Genomic DNA, 21,501 nt, shown 5'->3' on the forward strand with positions numbered 1-21,501 from the left:
TTTAACTCAACAGAATTATAAAAGACAATAAATCAAGAGCCACATCCTTTATGGGTGTGGCTCTTATGTTATCTCGCTTTTTTGGAAATATCGATATAAAAATTGAAGAGACAAAAAGAACAGAAGTACCTGGCTGAATAATAATCCGATTAAATAACCGTAGATTCCTTTCTGCGGAATATATAGGTAGATACTCAGAATTCGGATGATCAGGTGAAGACTGTTGTACAGAAAAGAAATAAATGGTTTGCCGAGACCATTGATTATACTTGTGAGGATACTGTTAGTGTATAGGAATGGACAGATCCAGGCCAATGTGGTGATGAATTTACCGGCAAGCGAACTGTGAAAGAACCAGGTACCTGCAAGACTGCCGCCAAATAAAAAAACTACGCTGCACATTGCTCCCAACAGGAGACTTCCAAGGCATAGTCTACTGACAAAAATTTTTATGGCAGTATGATTTCTGGATGCCTGCAGCTCTGCAATGGCAGGTAATGTCATAGAGGCTATTGAATTGCTGACTGCAGTTGGAAACAAAATCAATGGAAGTGCCATGCCTGTCAACACGCCATACATACGTAATGCATTATTCGTATCCATGCCAAAGACACGAAGCTGCACTGGAATGGATATGGCTTCAATGCTCTGCAAAATATTCAGAAGTATTCGATTAGCAGTTAACGGAACGGACAAAGCTGTTAACTCTTTTAAGGAAGATATAAACATGGAAGGAGTAGCCTGGCTATGCGCAAGTGTAATACCCTGTTTGCTGCGAAGAATATACAGGCTGTAACTCATAGAGAAAAATTCTCCGGCTGCAAGTCCGGCGACTGCGAGAGCAACGTTCGCATGGGAACCGTTTCTCGTAAAAACGGTAAATAATAGACAGACAAAAACAACCCGGGAAGTCTGCTCGATTAGTTGTGAAAATGCCGGAATACGTGTCTGCTTTAACCCCAGGTAATATCCACAGATACAACTGTGAATGGATGCAAAGGGGATTGCGTATGACATGGCAGTAATAGAAAACATGCATCTTGGCTCGTGTAAAAAATGAATTGCGATTGCAGAGTTGTAATGCTGAAGCAGATACATGGTAATCATAGATAACAGAAAAGAAAGTCCTATCCCAGTGTAAAGAAGGCAGGTGCATTTTTTGTCTCGATGAAGTGTGTGCTCACGTGCAACCGATCTGGAAACAGCGGTTTGGATACCAGCACTTGTGAATGAAATTGCAAGTGCATAGACAGGAAAAATCAACTGATATAGACCAACTGCTGTTTCTCCGAAGGAACGGCTTAAGAAAATCCGGTAGAAGAAACCGATCAATCGGGTAGCAATGCCTGTAAATGTAAGAATTAATGTTCCTTTAATGAGAATCTTTCGCTGCATGGAGTGACCCCTTTATTTACATTATCTTTATAATTTATTCCCAAATTCGCCTTGACAGAACCATTTCCCAGTGATATTCTACATACGTAAATCCTAGTAAAAAAGTAGGGATTTAAAAGAAGGTGATGAATTGAAGCTTTCTACAAAGGGAAGATATGGACTGCGTGCAATGATTGATATCGCGGTATACAGTGAGAAAGAACCGGTACCGATCTGTAAGATTGCAGAACGCCAAAGCCTTTCAGAACGATATCTGGAGCAGTTGATGTCTTTACTCAGAAAGAATGGACTGATTCGAAGCGTACGCGGAGCCGGCGGCGGATATGTGCTGGCGAGGGATGCTTCTGAAATATCGGTAGGTGATGTGCTTCGTGCCCTGGAGGGAAGCCTGGAACCTGTAGATTGTGATGGATTCAATCCAGATGGGGAATGCGAAGCAGCCGGAGAGTGTGTCACCAAGTATGTCTGGAGGAAGATTAATGAAAGCATTAATCGAACGGTAGATGAGATGAAGCTGGATACACTCGTAAAAGAAAGCAGGCAGCTATCTGGAAGTGACAGAAGTCATGCAAAGAAATGTGATCAATAGAATAGGATCAGCAGATTGATCAGGAAGACAAAAAGATACAGACCTTAAGGAGGAAATACAGAATGGAAAAGATTATTTATCTGGATAATGCAGCTACTACAAGGACGGCACCGGAAGTACTGGATGCCATGATCCCATATTTTACAGAAAAGTATGGTAACCCGTCTACCGTATATAGCATCGGATCTCAGAACAAAGATGTAATTACAAAGCAGCGAGAGATCATTGCAGAGGCACTTGGAGCTCAGTCTAATGAGATTTATTTTACTGCCGGTGGATCTGAGTCAGATAACTGGGTTCTGAAAGCAACTGCTGATGCATATGCAGACAAAGGGAATCACATTATTACAACTAAGATTGAGCATCATGCAATTCTGCACAGCTGTGAATACCTGGAAAAGAAAGGTATCGAAGTAACATACGTTGGAGTAGATGAGAACGGTGTTGTGGATCTGGAAGAATTAAAAGCAGCGATCCGTCCGACTACAATTTTGATTTCAGTCATGTTTGCAAATAATGAGATCGGAACGATTCAGCCAATCCGTGAGATCGGTGAGATCGCACATGAACATGGAATTCTGTTCCATACAGATGCAGTACAGGCATTTGGTCAGGTGCCGATTAATGTAGATGAGTATCATATCGATATGCTCAGTGCAAGCGGACACAAATTTAACGGACCAAAGGGAATTGGTTTCGCATACATCCGTAAAGGTGTTAAGATTCGTTCATTTATTCATGGCGGAGCGCAGGAAAGAAAACGTCGTGCCGGTACAGAGAATGTGCCTGGAATCGTTGGAATCGGTACAGCAGCAGCAAGAGCAATGCGTACGATGAAAGAACGTACAGATAAAGAGATTGAATTAAGAGATTATCTGATTGAGCGTGTAATGAATGAGATTCCTTACACAAAGCTTAATGGTCACAGAGAAAAGAGACTTCCGAATAATGCAAACTTCTGTTTCCGCTTCGTAGAAGGTGAGTCGCTTCTGATCATGCTTGACATGAAAGGAATCTGTGGATCAAGCGGTTCAGCATGTACATCGGGATCCCTGGATCCGTCACATGTTCTTCTTGCAATCGGATTGCCTCATGAGATTGCTCACGGATCACTTCGCCTGACATTGGGTGAAGATACAACCAAAGAAGATATTGATTATGTAGTAGATTGTCTGAAGAAGATTGTGGCTGACCTTCGTGCAATGTCACCACTTTATGAAGATTTTGTTAGAAAACAGAACAGATAATTATACAGATTGTTCAGGACGTTCGACTTGAATATAGACAGAGACAAAACAGAGATAAAATTGGAGGAAAACTATGTATACAGAAAAGGTAATGGATCATTTCCAGCATCCTAGAAATATGGGAGAGATTGAGAACGCCAGCGGTGTGGGTACAGTTGGTAATGCAAAATGTGGAGATATCATGAGAATTTATCTGGATATTGATGAAAATCAGATTATCCGAGATGTAAAGTTTAAGACATTTGGCTGTGGCGCGGCTGTCGCAACCAGCAGTATGGCTACAGAACTGGTAAAAGGAAAGAATATCCAGGAAGCCATGGAAGTGACTAATAAAGCGGTTATGGAAGCTCTGGACGGACTTCCGCCGGTAAAAGTACACTGCTCACTTCTTGCCGAAGAAGCAATTCATGCGGCACTCTGGGATTATGCAGAGAAGAATGGTATCGAGATCAAGGGACTTTCTGAGCCGAAGTCAGATATCCATGAAGGCGAAGAAGAGGAAGAAGAGGAATATTAAAAAAGGACGGGAAATATGGACCGTAAGAAAGTAGTAGTAGGAATGTCCGGTGGAGTAGATTCATCGGTGGCAGCTTTGCTTTTGAAACAGCAGGGTTATGATGTGATTGGTGTGACGATGCAGATCTGGCAGGATGAAGACGAATTCATCCAGGAAGAGAATGGCGGATGCTGTGGATTGAGTGCAGTGGATGATGCCAGAAGAGTTGCGGCCGAGATTGGAATTCCTTATTATGTAATGAATTTTAAAGACGATTTTCGTGCGTATGTAATCGATTATTTTGTGGAAGAATATACCAACGGCAGAACGCCGAATCCATGTATTGCATGTAATCGATATGTGAAATGGGAATCTCTTCTTAAGAGAAGTATGGATATTGGTGCCGACTATATTGCAACCGGTCATTATGCGCGGGTGGATAAGCTGCCGAATGGCAGATATGCATTGCGTACATCTCGTACCGAAAAAAAGGATCAGACTTATGCTTTGTATAATCTTACACAGGATCAGCTTTCAAGAACGTTAATGCCGGTAGGTGCTTACGAAAAGGATGAGATCCGTAAGATGGCTGAGGAAGCCTGTCTTCCTGTGGCACATAAGCCTGACAGTCAGGACATTTGCTTTGTGCCGGACGGTGATTATGCGTCTTTTATTGAAGAATACAGAGATACCAGATTCCCGGAAGGTAATTTTGTGACTGCAGATGGTAAGGTGATTGGACGTCATAAGGGGATTATCCATTACACTGTCGGCCAGCGTAAAGGACTGGGACTGGCACTTGGATATCCTGCGTTTGTTCTTGAAATCAGACCGGAGACTAATGAAGTAGTGATCGGTGGATACGATGAGTCACTAACAAATACAGTACGGGCAGTTCAGCTGAATTTCATGTCCGTGGAGGATCTTGCAGAACCAAAACGAGTGTGGGCGAAGATTCGATATAATCATAAAGGTGCGTGGTGTGTGATTGAAAAGACAGGACCGGATGAAGTAGTCTGTACATTTGACGAACCACAACGCGCTGTGACGCCTGGACAGGCAGTCGTATGGTATGACGGTGAATATGTGCTGGGTGGCGGTACGATTACGGGAGGAAAATAGATATGAGAGCAGATGTGCATATGCATTGCGGTTTTTCGAATGATTCGGAGACCAGACCGGAAGATATGGTCGAGAGTGCGATCGCAAAAGGTCTGTCGGTAATCTGTTTTACGGATCATTACGATAAAGATAATCTGGACTGGGGCGATGAAGCAATATTCGATGTGGAATCGTATTTTCAGAAAATGATAGAGCTGCAGGAAGAATACCGGGATCAGATTGATATCCGGATCGGTGCAGAGATTGGCATGCAGCCGTATCTTGCGGAATATTATCAGAATTTCATAGCGCAGCATCCGTTTGATTTTGTGATCGGTTCTGTGCATTCGGTGCTGGAACATGATGTGGCACTGGATTTCTTTCAGAAGCACAGTGATCCGGAAGGATATAAGATCTATTTTGAGGAAATGCTTCAGGATGTACAGAAGATTAAATCGTACGATGTGCTGGGACATCTGGATTACATTGTGAGATACAGCAATCAGGGAAGTAAGGGCTTTGATTTAAATGATTATATGGATATAATCGAAGAAATATTAAAACAGGTGATCGCGCATGGCAAGGGCATTGAGATGAATATGTCCGGTCTTAAGTATGGGTTGGGAGCACCACATCCGCAGCCGGAGATCATAAAACGATATCGGGAGCTTGGCGGTGAGATTATCACAGTCGGCGCAGATGGACATATCCCTGAGCATATTGCTTACGACTATCATCTGGCTGATGATATTTTAAAATCCTGTGGATTCAAGTATTATACGGAGTTCAAAGGAAGAAAACCACTCTTTGTGAAAATTTAATAGAAAAATGTGGAAAATCCACGGTTTTTTGAAAGAAATACCGTTCCTATTATAAAAAGATAAAAGAGGGTTGAATTTTTTTGCGATATTTAGTAAAATTAAGACTGGTTGATGATTCTTTAACGAGATGTTAAGGAATTTCAAATAAAAACGGCTGTATAACAGTCAAAATCATATTAGGAGGAATTAATCATGGCAGTAAAAGTAGCGATTAATGGATTTGGACGTATTGGACGTCTTGCATTCAGACAGATGTTCGGAGCAGAAGGATACGATGTAGTTGCAATCAATGACCTTACATCACCTAAGATGCTTGCTCACCTGTTAAAGTATGACTCATCACAGGGAACATACGCTCTGGCTGACAAGGTTGAAGCTACAGATGATTCTATCATCGTAGACGGAAAAGAAATCAAGATTTATGCAAAGGCTAACGCTGAAGAGCTTCCTTGGGGAGAGATCGGTGTAGACGTAGTTCTGGAGTGTACAGGATTCTACACATCTAAAGAAAAAGCATCTGCTCACATCAAGGCAGGAGCTAGAAAAGTTGTTATCTCTGCACCAGCAGGAAATGACCTTCCTACAATCGTATACAATGTAAACCATAACGTACTTAAGCCAGAAGATACAGTTATTTCTGCAGCTTCTTGTACAACAAACTGTCTTGCACCAATGGCTAAGGCTCTGAACGATCTTGCACCGATCAAGTCTGGTATCATGTGCACAATTCACGCTTACACAGGAGATCAGATGACTCTTGATGGCCCACAGAGAAAGGGTGACCTGAGAAGATCTCGTGCAGCAGCAGTTAACATCGTTCCTAACAGCACAGGTGCTGCTAAAGCAATCGGTCTGGTTATCCCAGAACTGAACGGAAAGCTTATCGGAGCTGCTCAGCGTGTACCAACCCCTACAGGATCTACAACAATCCTGACAGCAGTTGTTGACGGAGAAGTTACAGTTGATCAGATCAACGCAGCTATGAAGGCAGCTTCTACAGAGTCATTCGGATACAACACAGATGAGATCGTTTCCAGCGATATCGTTGGTATGAGATATGGTTCTCTGTTTGATTCTACTCAGACAATGGTTCTGCCACTTGACAACGGAACTACAGAGGTTCAGGTTGTTTCTTGGTATGACAATGAGAACTCTTACACAAGCCAGATGGTTAGAACAATCAAATACTTTGCTGAATTAGCATAATGTAATTGATTTTATAAGAGACTCAAAAGGGTCCGGTCGGTTTGGACCGGATCCTTTTTTCTATCATGATTAATTTGAAGGAGATGAAATTATGCTTAACAAAAAATTTGTTGATGATATTAATGTAAAGGGGAAAAAGGTTCTGTGCAGATGTGATTTTAATGTACCATTGATCGATGGTAAGATCACAGACGAGAACCGTCTGGTAGCTGCACTTCCTACAATCAAGAAGCTGATTGCTGATGGAGGACGTGTGATCCTTTGCTCACATCTTGGTAAGCCAAAGGGAGAACCAAAGCCGGAACTCTCACTGGCACCGGTAGCTGTTCGCCTTTCAGAACTGCTGGATCAGGAAGTTAAATTTGTTCCGAGTGATGTAGTAGTAGATGACAGTGTAAAAGCTGCTGTTGACGCTATGAAAGACGGAGAGGTGATTCTTCTTCAGAATACACGATACAGAGCAGAAGAGACAAAGAACGGAGAGGCATTCTCTAAGGATCTGGCTTCTCTTTGCGATGTTTTTGTAAATGATGCATTTGGTACAGCTCACAGAGCACACTGCTCTAACGTAGGTGTAACACAGTTTGTTGATACAGCTGTGGTTGGTTACCTGATGCAGAAAGAGATTGACTTCCTTGGCAATGCAGTTAATAATCCGGAGAGACCGTTTGTTGCTATCCTTGGCGGAGCTAAAGTATCAAGCAAGATTTCTGTAATCGAGAATTTGCTCGATAAGGTAGATACCCTGATCATCGGTGGTGGAATGTCTTACACATTCTGCAAAGCAAAAGGTGGCTCAGTTGGTAAATCCCTGCTTGAGGAAGACTATTGTGAATATGCACTGAACATGCTGAAGAAAGCAGATGAAAAGGGCGTTAAACTCCTTCTGCCGGTAGATAATGTGGTCGCAGATGATTTTTCAAATGATGCTAACAGCAAAGTGGTAAATGCTGGTGAGATTCCAGAAGGTTGGGAAGGTCTTGATATCGGACCAGAGACAGCTAAGATCTTTGCAGCAGCAGTAAAAGATGCGAAGACAGTTGTATGGAATGGACCAATGGGATGTTTTGAGATGCCGAACTTTGCAAAGGGTACAGAGGCAGTAGCTAAGGCTCTTGCTGAGACAGACGCTGTTACTATCATTGGCGGTGGTGATTCTGCAGCAGCAGTTAACCAGCTTGGATACGGAGATAAGATGACACACATCTCTACAGGTGGTGGAGCTTCTCTGGAATTCCTGGAAGGAAAGGAACTTCCTGGTGTGGCTGCTGCTAACGATAAATAAGAAGAAAGAGGTAGAACAAACATGGCAAGAAGAAAAATTGTTGCAGGTAACTGGAAAATGAATAAGACGCCAAGCGAGGCAGTAGCCCTTGTTGAGGAACTGAAACCGCTGGTAGCTAGTGATGATGTGGACGTAGTATTCTGCGTACCGGCTATTGATATTATTCCGGTAGCTGAGGCTGTTAAAGGAACTAACATTCAGGTTGGTGCTGAGAACATGTACTTTGAAGAGAAAGGTGCTTACACAGGCGAGATTTCACCGGCTATGCTGGTAGATGCCGGTGTTAAGTATGTAGTACTTGGACATTCAGAGAGAAGAGAGTATTTTGCTGAGACTAACGAGACAGTTAACAAGAAAGTCCTGAAAGCTTTTGAGCATGGTATTACACCAATCATGTGCTGTGGAGAGACTCTTGAGCAGAGAGAGCAGGGAGTTACAATGGACTTCATCCGTCAGCAGGTTAAAGTTGGTCTGCAGAATGTAACAGCTGATCAGGCTAAGACAATGGTTATCGCTTACGAGCCAATCTGGGCTATCGGAACAGGTAAGACAGCTACGACAGAGCAGGCTCAGGAAGTATGCTCAGGTATTCGTGCCTGCATCGCTGAAGTATATGATGAAGCTACTGCAGAAGCAATCCGTATTCAGTACGGCGGATCTGTTAATGCTACTACAGCTCCTGAATTATTTGCTCAGCCGGATATCGACGGTGGTCTTGTAGGCGGCGCAGCTCTGAAGCCAGATTTCGGAAAAATCGTTAACTACAAATAAGACAAAATTTCAGGTCGTGGGGGTGGAAAGATTCGCCCCTGCGATTTTGTGTTTTTATGAATTTGTGATAAAAAATAGTAGAACATAGAGGAGATAGAATAATGAGCAAGAAACCAACCGTACTCATGATTTTAGATGGTTATGGATTAAATAATGAGACCAAAGGTAATGCCGTAGCGGAGGCTAAGAAGCCGGTTATGGACAAACTGATGGCTGAATGCCCATTTGTACAGGGTAACGCAAGTGGACTTGCTGTAGGTCTTCCGGATGGTCAGATGGGTAACTCAGAGGTAGGACATCTGAACATGGGAGCCGGACGTATCGTATATCAGGATCTGACTAAGATCACAAAAGCAATTCAGGATGGAGATTTCTTTGAGAATAAGGCATTGCTTGCCGCATGCGAGAATGTAAAGAAAAATGCTTCTGCACTGCATTTATATGGTCTGGTATCCGATGGAGGTGTACACAGCCATAATTCACACATTTACGGACTCCTGGAACTGGCCAAGCGTCAGGGGATCGAGAAAGTATATGTACACTGCTTCCTTGATGGTCGTGACACACCACCGGCATCTGGTAAAGAATACGTAGCTGAACTTGAAGCCAGGATGGCAGAAATCGGCGTAGGTGAAGTGGCATCTGTCATGGGACGTTATTATGTTATGGACCGTGATAACAGATGGGATCGAGTAGAAAAAGCATACCGTGCACTCGTATTTGGCGAGGGTGAGAAGACTACAAGTGCTACAGAAGGCATTCAGGCTTCTTATGATAAGGATGTAACGGATGAATTTGTACTTCCGACTGTTGTAGAAAAAGATGGAGCCCCGGTAGCTACGATCAAAGATAACGATTCTGTGATCTTCTTTAATTTCCGTCCGGATCGTGCAAGAGAGATTACAAGAACATTCTGTGATGATGCATTTGACGGATTTGATCGTGGAGAAAGAATCCACACCACATATGTTTGTTTTACAGAGTATGATGTGACCATTCCTAACAAACTGGTTGCGTTTGTAAAAGAAGAGATTACCAATACATTTGGTGAGTTCCTTGCTGCTAATGGTCTGAAACAGGCACGTATTGCAGAGACAGAAAAGTATGCACATGTAACATTCTTCTTTAACGGCGGTGTTGAGGAACCAAATGATGGTGAGGATCGTATTCTTGTAAAATCACCAAAGGTTGCAACTTATGATATGAAGCCGGAGATGAGCGCGTACGAAGTATGTGATAAGCTGGTAGATGCGATTAAATCTGACAAATATGATGTGATCATCATCAACTTTGCTAACCCGGATATGGTAGGCCATACTGGCGTAGAACCTGCAGCAATCGCAGCAATTGAAGCTGTAGATGCATGTGTTGGAAAAGCAGTAGATGCAATCCGTGAAGTAGATGGACAGATGTTTATCTGTGCTGACCACGGCAATGCAGAACAGCTGATTGACAAAGAGACAGGTGAGCCATTTACAGCACATACAACCAATCCGGTACCATTTATTCTGGTAAATGCAGATCCTGCATACAAGCTTCGTGAGGGTGGATGCCTTGCAGATATCGCACCGACTCTGATCGAGCTGATGGGACTGGAACAGCCAAAAGAAATGACAGGTAAATCACTGCTTGTAAAGTAATTGAAAATAATGAATGGTTGTAAGAACAAAGATTACAGAGAGTGTGATCTGAGGATATAGAATGAGCGTCCAGACGTAATGTCCGGGCGCTCATTTTATATAGGATAGGTTAAAATGGGTGTCAGATTATTCAGCCTTTTTGCATCGGCAGCTATTGCTCCATAACCGTTCAGCGGTCGGAGTCCAGTTCTCAGCATATGCCATACATTTATCACAGAGGTGATCGGCACTTTCCGGTGACTGGAGGTCAGTAGAATGTGCACCGGTTTTGCAACCATCTGCCGCAGGAGCTGTGGGTTCTCAAGCATCGGACACGGTTTCAGATGGTTCTCATTGAATGGTTGACCATCGTGATATGCCATGAACATCGGAGACTGAAGCACTTCTAGCAGGCTCTTCTCGCGGATATTGGAATCGGAATAATGGATGAATACGCATGGGTCGCAGTCGCCATTCGCATTGATATGCAGATAGCGGCGTCCACCGGCGATACATCCGCCTACGTATTCGCCGTCGTTCTGAAAATCCATAGCAAAAATTGGTTTGGTTGCACGTACCTGACGGATCTTATGATACATATATTCACGCTGCTCAGGTGTTGGCAGGAGTTCTGGTACAGCATCATTTCCAATCGGCATATAGTGGAAATACCATACAAACTTGGCTCCCCATTTGATCATCTGGTCAAAGTATTCATCACTGCTGATAGAATCCAGGTTCTGACTGGTATAGCAGCAACTGATACCAAATGGAAGTTTCTTCTCTTTTAATAGGTTCATAGCTTTTACAACCTTCTGGAATGTTCCGTTTCCACGGCGTCCATCGGTGGCTTCTTCAAATCCCTCTACGCTAATTGCAGGAATGAAGTTCTTTACATCCAGCATCTGTTCAGCAAATTCTTCATCAATAAGGGTTGCATTGGTAAAAGAAAGAAACTGGCAGTCATGATGCTTTCTGCATAATGCGATCAGATCTTTTTTACGTACCAACGGTTCACCACCGGTATATATGTACATGTAGATGCCCATTTCTTTCCCCTGCATAATGATAGAATCAATCTCATCAAAGGTCAGGTTTAGCTTGTTTCCATATTCGGCTGCCCAACAACCTGTACAGTGCAGATTACAGGCAGATGTAGGATCGAGTAGGATTGCCCATGGAATATTACAGTGGTATTTTTCGCGCAACTCTGTTTGTCTTTTCCATCCAAGTAAGTTGGCATTGAGAAAGAAATTTTCAAACACTGCTTTTAATATGCCGGGATCAATCTCTGTCAGTATATTAATAATAAGCTGATACATGTTGTTGTCCGGATTATTAATGACCTTTCGGATTGCGGCACGCTGGGATGGATAGCTGTTCGGTCCATCGCCGGCTAATTTGTCTACCCAATCCATAAGCTTCGGAAGATTCTGTTCTGGGTTCTTTTCAATATAATTAAATGCGGTTTTCAGACCATATTGTACAATTCTGCTTGAAGTATCCATAATATTCATTCCTCCATTTATACTTATTTCTTTCAGTTATATATATAATGATATATATCTGTTTGAAATTAACAATCGACAAAAAAATCCCTGTGTCAAAAATTTTGACACAAGGATTACTCTGTCTAAAAGGTATGTGAGGAATAAAATGCTATCTTTGGATGAAACGTTCAAGAGCAGTATCAAGACTGCCATCTACTAAGGTAAGATAATCATCCAACTGAATTTTATGTTCATTTGGCATACCGTGTTCTAACCATTCGAGAATCAGTTCGAGGCAGATCCACGTATAGGCTTTGGTAACAAATACACGTTTTTCCTTTGGTACAGACGAAGCTGACGTGCACAGGGAAATGCGGTAGTCTATGATCGGTGTAATAAATTTCAGCAGAAAATTCTCATAATATGTTTTATTAACGGGATCATATGCATGAAGAATCTGCTTTTTTCTGGAATAAAGGAATTGATATAAGTGATAAATGCTTTCCTTCCATTCGATAATCAGAGAATCTTCAGAGAAATCTGATATATCGGATAAATATTCTCTGATATCATTCTCCAGAGTCCATTCCATCAGTTCATAGATGTCACGGAAATGATAATAAAAAGTCTGACGGTTTACCCCGCATTTAGTCACAATATCTTTTACTGTAATCTTATCAATCGTTCGGGCTTCCAGAAGTATTTTAAAAGTTTCCGAAAGAGCCTGTTTGGTAGATTGCCGCATAGAATACTCCTTTCAAATATTTATCTCAGTCGAGAAGACTCCAACCTCTTCAGGTGGTGAGAAATAGCAAATTTGTCTCAGTGGGAGTCCAATCTCCGACTGAGATAAACGCTCCGCGAGGATGCGCAGTGATTCTGATAGGAATATGTCAGCTTTGCTGACCAGAATCACGCGCCAAGTCTCACGGACGTTCGACTTTAATTAGAAGCATCAAGATTCTTGCTAGCAGTTGACAGCATTAATTTGATACGGTTCAGCTGGTTAACCTCGCTGGCACCCGGATCATAGTCGATGGCTACGATATTTGCCTGAGGGTAACGCCTGCGGAGTTCTTTGATAACACCTTTACCTACACATGGTTTGGCAGACATGCAAATGGCTGTGTACAAACGATGTTGGATGCACCGCTGTGGATCAGTTCTAACATTTCTCCGGTAAGGAACCATCCTTCACCGGTCTGGTTACCGAGGGATACGATTTCGGACGCCATTTTACCAAGATCTTCGATCTTAGCCGGCGGGGCAAAATGTTTACTCTTTTTAAATGCTTCCGTTGCCGGGGCACGAAGCCATTCGATAGCTTTGATTCCAAGGTTACCAAGCATTTTCTGCTTTTTGGCAAATCCAAGTTTCTCTACTTTGAATGTCTGATTATAGAAGCAGTAGTTCAGGAAGTCCAGAAGATCAGGAACAACTGCCTCAGCACCTTCGTTTTCCAGAAGGTCTACCAGATGGTTGTTGGCTGCAGGCAGGAACTTAACCAAGATTTCACCAACAACACCAACACGAGGTTTTTTGATATCCAGAAGTTCGATATTATCAAAATCTTCAATGATCTCGCGACACATTTTCTTAAACTTATGTCTGGATGGATAACCATTGGACACAAAATCAGCGCAGCGTTTTTCCCATTTCTTATGCATAGCGTTCACAGATCCAGGTACAGCCTCGTATGGACGGAGACGATATACACATTTCATGAAAATGTCTCCGAATACAGCTGCATATACACCGCGGACAATCAGTGGAGCGGTGATCTTGAATCCAGGATTACCTTCCAGTCCGCTTAAGTTGATGGAGATGACCGGAATATGTGCGTATCCGGCTTTTTTCAGTGCACGGCGGATAAATCCAATATAGTTGGAAGCACGGCATCCACCACCGGTCTGACTGATGATGACAGCGATCTTATCGGTATCGTATTTGCCAGAAAGAATTGCTTCCATAATCTGGCCGACCACCATCAGTGATGGATAGCAGGCATCATTGTTTACGTATTTTAATCCAACATCGACTGCCTGTTTGTTGTCATTCGGAAGTACTTCAATCTTATAACCGGAAGCACGGAATGCCGGCTCTAAGAGTGAAAAGTGAATCGGTGACATCTGAGGGCAAAGAATGGTATATTCTTTACGCATTTCTTTGGTAAATGGCACCTTGGTAATGTTAGCAGGACGAATCTCGCGTTTGGTTCCACGCTGTTCACGCACACGAAGGGCGGCAAGCAGGGAGCGGACACGAATACGTGCTGCACCAAGGTTATTAACCTCATCAATCTTTAAGGTGGTGTAGATCTTGTCTGAGCGATTCAGAATATCTGCTACCTGATCGGTTGTAACTGCATCCAGACCACAGCCAAAGGAATTCAGCTGGATCAGATCCAGATTCTCGGTTGTCTTCACATAGTTGGCTGCTGCATACAGACGAGAGTGGTACATCCACTGATCCATAACATTGATCGGACGTTCTACCTGATGCAGGTGAGACACGCTGTCTTCAGTCAGTACGGCAATATTGTAGGAATTGATCAGTTCCGGAAGACCATGGTTAACCTCAGGATCAATATGGTATGGACGTCCGGCAAGAACGATACCACGGTTACCGGTCTCGTTCAGGAATGCGATGGTTTCTTCTCCTTTTTTCATCATATCCTCACGGCAGGCTGCAAGCTCCAGCCATGCGTTATGTACAGCGGATCTGATCTCTGTTTCAGGGATGGAGAATCTTGTTCCGATTTCTTCTGTCAGACTGGAAGAAAGAGTCTCTTCGCTCTTGAATGAAAGGAATGGATGAATAAAGTCGACTTCTCCATTCACGATCGCATCCATATTATTCTTAATATTCTCCGGATAGGAGGTTACGATCGGACAGTTGTAGTGGTTGTTGGCATCCTCGAACTCCTGACGCTCGTAAGGGATGCTTGGATAGAAGATATGTGGAACCTTCTGGTTGATCAGCCACTGGACATGTCCATGCGCAAGCTTGGCCGGATAGCACTCAGACTCACTTGGAATGGATTCAATACCAAGCTCATATATTTTTCTTGTAGATGCCGGTGTCAGAATTACACGGAATCCAAGTTCGGTAAAGAAAGTATGCCAGAACGGATAGTTCTCGTACATATTAAGCACACGAGGAATACCCATGACCCCTCGTTTTGCTTCTTCTTCCGATAATGGTTCATAGTCAAAATACCGGTGCATCTTATAATCAAAAAGGTTCGGTAATTTATTAGCTGTTTTTTCTTTACCAAGACCACGTTCACAACGGTTACCCGTAATAAACTTACGTCCTCCGCTGAAATGGCTGATGGTAAGACGACAGTTGTTGGTGCAGCCCTTGCATTTGGTCATAGTTGTGCGATATTCCAGAGCATTAATATCATCGATGGACAGCATGGTTGTACCTTCGCAGTCTACGTAACGCTCTCTGGCAATCAGTGCGGCTCCAAATGCTCCCATGATACCTGCAATATCCGGGCGAACTGCATCGCATCCGGCGATCATTTCAAAGCTGCGAAGAACAGCATCGTTATAGAACGTACCTCCCTGAACAACAATGTGCTTACCGAGTTCAGAGGCGTCAGATACTTTGATTACCTTAAATAATGCATTTTTAATAACAGAGTAAGCAAGACCGGCAGAAATATCAGAGACTTCAGCTCCTTCTTTCTGTGCCTGCTTTACTTTGGAATTCATAAATACAGTGCAACGTGTTCCAAGATCGATCGGATTCTTGGCAAATAATGCTTCATGTGCAAAATCCTGAACAGAGAAGTTCAAAGATTTGGCAAAGGTCTCGATGAAAGAACCACAGCCGGAAGAGCATGCTTCGTTAAGTTGTACGCTGTCTACAGTCTGGTTCTTGATCTTGATGCATTTCATATCCTGACCACCGATATCCAGGATACAGTCTACATCCGGTTCAAAGAAAGATGCAGCATAATAATGGGATACGGTCTCAACTTCACCCTCGTCCAGCATCAGAGCGGCTTTGATCAAAGCTTCACCATATCCGGTAGAGCAGGAGTGGACGATTTCCACATCTTCCGGAAGTCTGGAATAAATATCCTTGATTGCGGAAATGGTAGTACCTAATGGATCTCCTTCATTATTATGGTAGAAAGAGTACAGAAGAGTGCCATCTTCACCTACCAGTGCTGCTTTGGTTGTAGTAGAGCCCGCATCAATACCGAGGAAGGCTTTACCATGGTAGGAAGACAGTTCCTTCATTGGCACCTGGTCTTTATTATGACGATTGGTAAATTCGTTATAGTCATCTTCTGAGGCAAAGAGCGGCTGCATACGCTCAACTTCAAAGTCCATCTGAATGTGATCGGCAAGTCTCTGCTGCATAGTCTGAATAGGTATGTCCAGATCATGCTCAGAATTCAGCGCAGATCCAATAGCAGCAAAGAGGTGGGAGTGATCCGGAGCAATGGTATGTTCGTCATCCAGCTTCAAAGTACGGATAAATGCCTCTTTCAATTCAGATAAAAAATGAAGCGGTCCACCAAGAAATGCTACGTGTCCGCGAATTGGTTTACCGCAGGCAAGACCACTGATGGTCTGATTGACTACTGCCTGGAAAATCGAGGCAGATAAGTCTTCTTTCGATGCACCTTCGTTGATCAATGGCTGAATGTCAGATTTGGCAAATACACCACAGCGCGCTGCAATGGTGTAGAGCGCTTTATAATTTTTAGCATACTCGTTCAGTCCTGATGCATCAGTCTGAAGAAGAGAAGCCATCTGGTCAATAAAAGAACCGGTACCACCGGCACATACACCATTCATACGCTGCTCAATATTACCGCCTTCAAAATAAATGATCTTGGCATCTTCGCCGCCGAGTTCGATTGCTACATCGGTCTGAGGGGCATAGTCCTGAAGGGCAGTGGATACAGCCACAACTTCCTGTACGAATGGGACTTCCAGATGCTTGGCAAGTGTCAGTCCACCGGAACCGGTGATGACCGGTGAAACATGGATACTGCCGAGTTTCTCTGCTGCACGCCCCAAAAGGTCGGAAAGAGTTTCCTGAATGTTGGCGAAATGCCGCTCATAACTTGAAAATAATACTTCATTGGCAGAATCTAATATGGCAATCTTAACTGTAGTAGAACCAATATCAATTCCCAATGTATAGATCTCATCTCTATTCATGGATATCTCCTTTTCTGGTATATAAATATGTGTCTTTTCCTATTAAAATGTGTAAAGTATTTTTTTACAACTTTTAACATTATACGACATTCATTTCTAAAACACAATTAGAAGTTGCCGGAGATCAAGTGAAAAATTTATAAAATACAGGGCGGAAATATGTAAAATATATGTTTTCATCGGTGCGTAATTGACAAATAAAAAAGGAAAAGGTAGAATAACTACATGTTTACAGCAAAGATTAAGGAGAAGGAATATGAACTGGCTTGACAAATTAGAACGCAAATTCGGCCGCTATGCGATTCACAATCTGATGTATTACATCATCATTCTGTATGCGATAGGATTTGTATTTCAGATGATTAACCCATCATTTTATTATAATTATCTCAGTCTGGATGCTGCGGCGATCCTGCATGGACAGATATGGAGGATTGTGACATTTATCATTCAGCCACCATCTTCGAGTCTGCTGTTTATCATTATTGTATTGTATTTTTATTACGTGCTGGGATCCAATCTTGAGAGGACCTGGGGCGCATTCCGGTTTAATGTATATTTCTTTTCAGGAATGCTGTTCCATGTGATCGCAGCTATCATTGTTTATCTTCTGACAGGGCTTTCCCTGCCATTAGGAACCAGCTATCTGAATCTTTCGCTGTTTTTTGCATTTGCAGCGATGTATCCAGATCTTGAGTTTCTGCTGTTCTTTCTGATCCCGATCAAAGCCAAATGGCTGGCGATTATTGACGGAGTGTATTTTGGATACACAGTACTGCAGGCATTTCTTCCGGCTTATGGCGGAGGATATTATGGTATTCTTTATAAGGCGAATGCACTTGCAGCAGTTGTATCTATTCTGAATTTCGTGATCTTTTTCTTGTGTTCGCGGAATATGAAGCCTTACAGTCCGAAAGAGCGTATGCGGAAGCAGCAGTTTAAACAGAAAATGCGTCCGGTTAATCACTATGCCGGTGGCGCAAGACACCGTTGTGCGGTGTGCGGAAGGACAGAACTGGATGATCCGAATCTGGAATTCCGTTATTGCTCAAGATGCAACGGTGATTATGAATATTGTCAGGATCACTTGTTACGCATACACATGTGAAGTAATACTTTATATGTATGCCGGTTAAGAAGATCATTGTATGTCTAAAGGAAACAGGACAAGAAACCTAAGTGAAGAGAATTTTAAATGAGGAGAAATTAATTATGAAAAAAACGAAAATTATCTGTACCATGGGACCTGGATCAAACGATAAAGAAGTAATGCGCGCCCTAATCAAATCAGGAATGGATATTGCCAGATTTAACTTTTCTCATGGTTCACATGAAGAACATAAAGGAAGAATGGATCAGTTGAAAGAACTTCGCGAACAGGAGAAGAAACCGATTGCGATTCTTCTGGATACCAAAGGACCGGAGATCAGAACCGGACAGCTGAAAGATGGTAAAAAGGTTATCCTGAAAGAAGGCAATGCATTTACACTCAGCATTGAGGAAAAAATCGGTGATGAGACAGGTGTGTCTATCACATACGCCGGACTGATTGATGATGTAGTTGTCGGAAGCATTATTTTGATTGACGATGGACTGATCGAGCTGAAGGTTACCGGTAAAACAGATAAAGAGATCAAATGTATTGTAGATAATGGTGGTGAGCTGGGTGAGAAGAAGGGTGTGAATGTACCTGGAGTTGCCATTCGTCTTCCTGCCATTACAGAAAAGGATAAAGAGGATATCCGATTCGGTGTAGAACAAGATATTGATTTTATCGCTGCTTCATTTGTAAGAAATGCAGAATGTATTCTTGAGATCAAGGCATGGCTGAAGGAATGTGGCGCACCGTATATTCCGGTTATCGCCAAGATTGAGAGTGTAGAAGGTGTGGATAATATCGACGAGATCATCCGCTGTGCAGATGGTATTATGGTAGCCAGAGGCGATCTTGGGGTTGAGATTCCGGCGGAGGAAGTCCCTTATCTGCAGAAGCAGATTATCCAGAAATGTAATGATAATTACAAACCGGTTATTATTGCTACACAGATGCTGGATTCCATGATCCGTAATCCAAGACCGACCAGAGCAGAAGTAACCGACGTTGCTAATGCAGTATATGACGGAACGGATGCAGTTATGCTGTCCGGAGAAACCGCTAACGGTAAATACCCGGTAGAAGCCTTGGATATGATGGTACACATTGTTGAAAATACAGAATTGCATCTGGATTATGAAGCAATCCTGAATGGAACCAGCGATCACCAGAAAAAAGATATTTCTTCCGCAATCGGTTATGCATCTGTAGCTGCATCTCTTAATTTGAATGCAAAGTGTATCGTAACACCAACCGTATCAGGAGCAACAGCAAGAGTGATGTCTAAATTTAAACCAAAAGCCGACATTCTTGGTGTAACACCAGATTCCAGAACTATGCGCAGAATGCAGTTATACTGGGGTGTTCGCTCTTATAAGTCACTGGCATTTGCTACAACAGAAGACATCCTGAATGGCGCTGTAGATCTGATTTCAGCCAAGCAGGAAGCAGAGACAGGAGATATTGTTATTGTAACAGCAGGTATCCCATCACCTAACTTTAAGCAGACCAAAGCAGGCGTCAGCAACATGATGCGTATTGCAGTTATTGATTAAATAAAAGTTTTACAGAAGGGAAGACGCAGATGAAAAAGACACCGTTTGTCACAAAGAAACAGTTGGAAGAGATTGTGAAGGAGTATCCGACACCATTTCATTTATACGATGAGGCTGGCATTCGTAAGAATGCTCAGGCTCTGAAAGATGCATTTGCATGGAACAAAGGATTTCGTGAGTATTTCGCAGTAAAGGCGACACCAAATCCATTTATTATGAATATTCTGAGAGAGTATGGCTGTGGCTATGACTGCTCATCCCTGACAGAGCTTATGCTGTCAGAGGCTACCGGAGTTCAACCAAGAGATATTATGTTCTCATCTAATGACACTCCGGCAGAAGAATTTGCATATGCGGATAAGCTTGGTGCCATCATTAATCTGGATGATATTACTCATATTGACTGTCTGGAGGAGACTCTTGGCTATATTCCGGAGATTATCAGCTGTCGATACAATCCGGGAGGACTGTTTAAGATTTCCAATGATATTATGGATAATCCGGGTGATGCCAAATATGGTATGACCACAGAGCAGATCTTTGATGCTTTCCGTATTCTGAAGAGTAAAGGCGCTAAGGAATTTGGTATTCATGCATTCCTTGCAAGTAATACAGTAACAAATGAGTATTATCCGATGCTTGCAAAGGTGCTTTTTGAGTTGGCTGTTAAGCTGCAGAAAGAGACCGGAGCACATGTCAAATTTATCAATCTGTCAGGTGGTATCGGTATTCCTTACAAACCGGATCAGGAGCCGAATGATATTGCTGTAATCGGTGAAGGTGTGCGTAAGGTATACGAAGAAGTACTTGTTCCGGCAGGAATGGGGGATGTGGCAATCTACACAGAGCTTGGAAGATTTATGCTCGGACCATACGGCGGACTTATTACAAAAGCAATTCACGAGAAGCATACTCACAAAGAATACATTGGCGTGGATGCATGCGCAGCAAACCTGATGCGTCCGGCAATCTATGGCGCATATCATCATATCACTGTAATGGGCAAGGAAAATGAACCGTGTGACCATATGTATGATGTGACAGGAAGCTTGTGCGAGAACTGTGATAAGTTTGCAGTAGACCGTATGCTCCCGAAGATCGATATGGGAGATTTGCTGTTTATCCACGATGCAGGTGCACATGGATATTCTATGGGATACAACTACAACGGACGTCTGCGTTCAGCAGAGGTACTGTTAAAAGAAGATGGTTCTACCCAGCTGATCCGCCGTGCAGAGACACCGGCAGATTACTTTGCAACATTTGACTGCTTTGATATTGCAGATCGTCTTCCTAAGAAATAAAATAAATTTATTAATAATTAATTCCAGATTTCTATTGTGTTTTTGCAGAATCTGTGCTATTATTAATTTCGGCTCATGAATAGCCGAATGCGGATGTGGCGGAATGGCAGACGCACAAGACTCAAAATCTTGCGTAGGTGACTACGTGCGGGTTCAAGTCCCGCCATCCGCATTATAGAATGGAGTTATCGCTTCAACGATTAAAAAATCGTGAAGCGGTAGCTCTCTTTTTGTATGCCTATACAATAAAACCACCTGCTATGCTGGTGGTTCCCCTTACGGCTTTAGCCCTAGATAAGAAAACCTCCAATGATATAATAAGTGTGGGTCCTAAACCGC

The 21,501-nt window shown here is 42.8% G+C and carries 13 protein-coding genes, 1 tRNA gene and 3 pseudogenes; 13 read left to right on the plus strand and 4 right to left on the minus strand.

All coding sequences use genetic code 11. The features are described from left to right. Positions 1 to 63: 63 nt before the first annotated feature. Positions 64 to 1,395 (minus strand): oligosaccharide flippase family protein, encoded by a 1,332-nt coding sequence (locus DXA18_RS08530; RefSeq protein WP_118383548.1) that lies wholly within the window; start codon positions 1,393 to 1,395, stop codon positions 64 to 66. Between the two features lie 130 nt (positions 1,396 to 1,525). Here DXA18_RS08530 and DXA18_RS08535 point away from each other — a divergent pair, with 130 nt between their 5' ends. From DXA18_RS08535 to gpmI, 9 genes are all read left to right on the plus strand, one after another. Next, positions 1,526 to 1,984, plus strand: a complete 459-nt coding sequence (locus DXA18_RS08535; protein WP_118383549.1) for an RrF2 family transcriptional regulator — start codon at positions 1,526 to 1,528, stop codon at positions 1,982 to 1,984. A gap of 62 nt (positions 1,985 to 2,046) precedes the next feature. After that, positions 2,047 to 3,231, plus strand: coding sequence for a cysteine desulfurase NifS (nifS, locus tag DXA18_RS08540; protein ID WP_118383550.1), 1,185 nt, complete (start codon positions 2,047 to 2,049; stop codon positions 3,229 to 3,231). A gap of 73 nt (positions 3,232 to 3,304) precedes the next feature. After that, a complete protein-coding gene (nifU, locus tag DXA18_RS08545) occupies positions 3,305 to 3,748 on the plus strand; it encodes a Fe-S cluster assembly scaffold protein NifU (RefSeq protein WP_118383551.1) in 444 nt (147 codons plus the stop codon). A 15-nt stretch (positions 3,749 to 3,763) separates the two neighbouring features. Beyond that, complete coding sequence (gene mnmA, locus DXA18_RS08550; RefSeq protein ID WP_118383552.1) at positions 3,764 to 4,849, plus strand: tRNA 2-thiouridine(34) synthase MnmA; 1,086 nt, start codon at positions 3,764 to 3,766, stop codon at positions 4,847 to 4,849. 2 nt (positions 4,850 to 4,851) lie between these two features. After that, a complete protein-coding gene (locus DXA18_RS08555) occupies positions 4,852 to 5,649 on the plus strand; it encodes a histidinol-phosphatase HisJ family protein (protein ID WP_118383553.1) in 798 nt (265 codons plus the stop codon). Between the two features lie 192 nt (positions 5,650 to 5,841). After that, positions 5,842 to 6,855, plus strand: a complete 1,014-nt coding sequence (gap, locus tag DXA18_RS08560) for a type I glyceraldehyde-3-phosphate dehydrogenase (protein ID WP_118383554.1) — start codon at positions 5,842 to 5,844, stop codon at positions 6,853 to 6,855. Between the two features lie 91 nt (positions 6,856 to 6,946). Then, positions 6,947 to 8,140, plus strand: coding sequence for a phosphoglycerate kinase (locus DXA18_RS08565; RefSeq protein ID WP_118383555.1), 1,194 nt, complete (start codon positions 6,947 to 6,949; stop codon positions 8,138 to 8,140). A gap of 21 nt (positions 8,141 to 8,161) precedes the next feature. Then, positions 8,162 to 8,911: a triose-phosphate isomerase gene (tpiA, locus tag DXA18_RS08570; protein WP_118383556.1), complete on the plus strand. Its 750-nt coding sequence runs from the start codon at positions 8,162 to 8,164 to the stop codon at positions 8,909 to 8,911. Between the two features lie 101 nt (positions 8,912 to 9,012). Then, positions 9,013 to 10,551, plus strand: coding sequence for a 2,3-bisphosphoglycerate-independent phosphoglycerate mutase (gene gpmI, locus DXA18_RS08575; protein WP_118383557.1), 1,539 nt, complete (start codon positions 9,013 to 9,015; stop codon positions 10,549 to 10,551). A 126-nt stretch (positions 10,552 to 10,677) separates the two neighbouring features. On the opposite strand, the pseudogene DXA18_RS08580 reads toward gpmI, so the two are convergent. The 3 genes and pseudogenes from DXA18_RS08580 to DXA18_RS08590 form a co-directional block, all read right to left on the minus strand. Continuing rightward, a pseudogene (locus DXA18_RS08580) lies at positions 10,678 to 12,047 on the minus strand (radical SAM protein). 142 nt (positions 12,048 to 12,189) lie between these two features. After that, positions 12,190 to 12,765, minus strand: a complete 576-nt coding sequence (locus tag DXA18_RS08585; protein WP_118383558.1) for a TetR/AcrR family transcriptional regulator C-terminal domain-containing protein — start codon at positions 12,763 to 12,765, stop codon at positions 12,190 to 12,192. A 197-nt stretch (positions 12,766 to 12,962) separates the two neighbouring features. Then, positions 12,963 to 17,209: pseudogene (locus DXA18_RS08590) on the minus strand (acyl-CoA dehydratase activase-related protein). A 256-nt stretch (positions 17,210 to 17,465) separates the two neighbouring features. Between DXA18_RS08590 and DXA18_RS08595 the strand changes: the two are divergent. From DXA18_RS08595 to DXA18_RS08610, 4 genes and pseudogenes are all read left to right on the plus strand, one after another. Further along, positions 17,466 to 18,322, plus strand: a pseudogene (locus DXA18_RS08595) (rhomboid family intramembrane serine protease). Positions 18,323 to 18,421: 99 nt separating this feature from the next. Next, on the plus strand, positions 18,422 to 19,858 hold the full coding sequence (pyk, locus tag DXA18_RS08600) for a pyruvate kinase (RefSeq protein WP_118383560.1): 1,437 nt from the start codon (positions 18,422 to 18,424) through the stop codon (positions 19,856 to 19,858). 29 nt (positions 19,859 to 19,887) lie between these two features. Next, entirely contained in the window at positions 19,888 to 21,162 is a 1,275-nt protein-coding gene (locus tag DXA18_RS08605; RefSeq protein WP_118383561.1) for a diaminopimelate decarboxylase, read from the plus strand. Positions 21,163 to 21,251: 89 nt separating this feature from the next. Next, positions 21,252 to 21,334: transfer RNA gene (locus DXA18_RS08610), tRNA-Leu, on the plus strand. Positions 21,335 to 21,501 lie beyond the last annotated feature (167 nt).

Source organism: Dorea sp. AM58-8, from assembly GCF_003464045.1.
Classification (GTDB): domain Bacteria; phylum Bacillota; class Clostridia; order Lachnospirales; family Lachnospiraceae; genus Claveliimonas; species Claveliimonas ammoniilytica.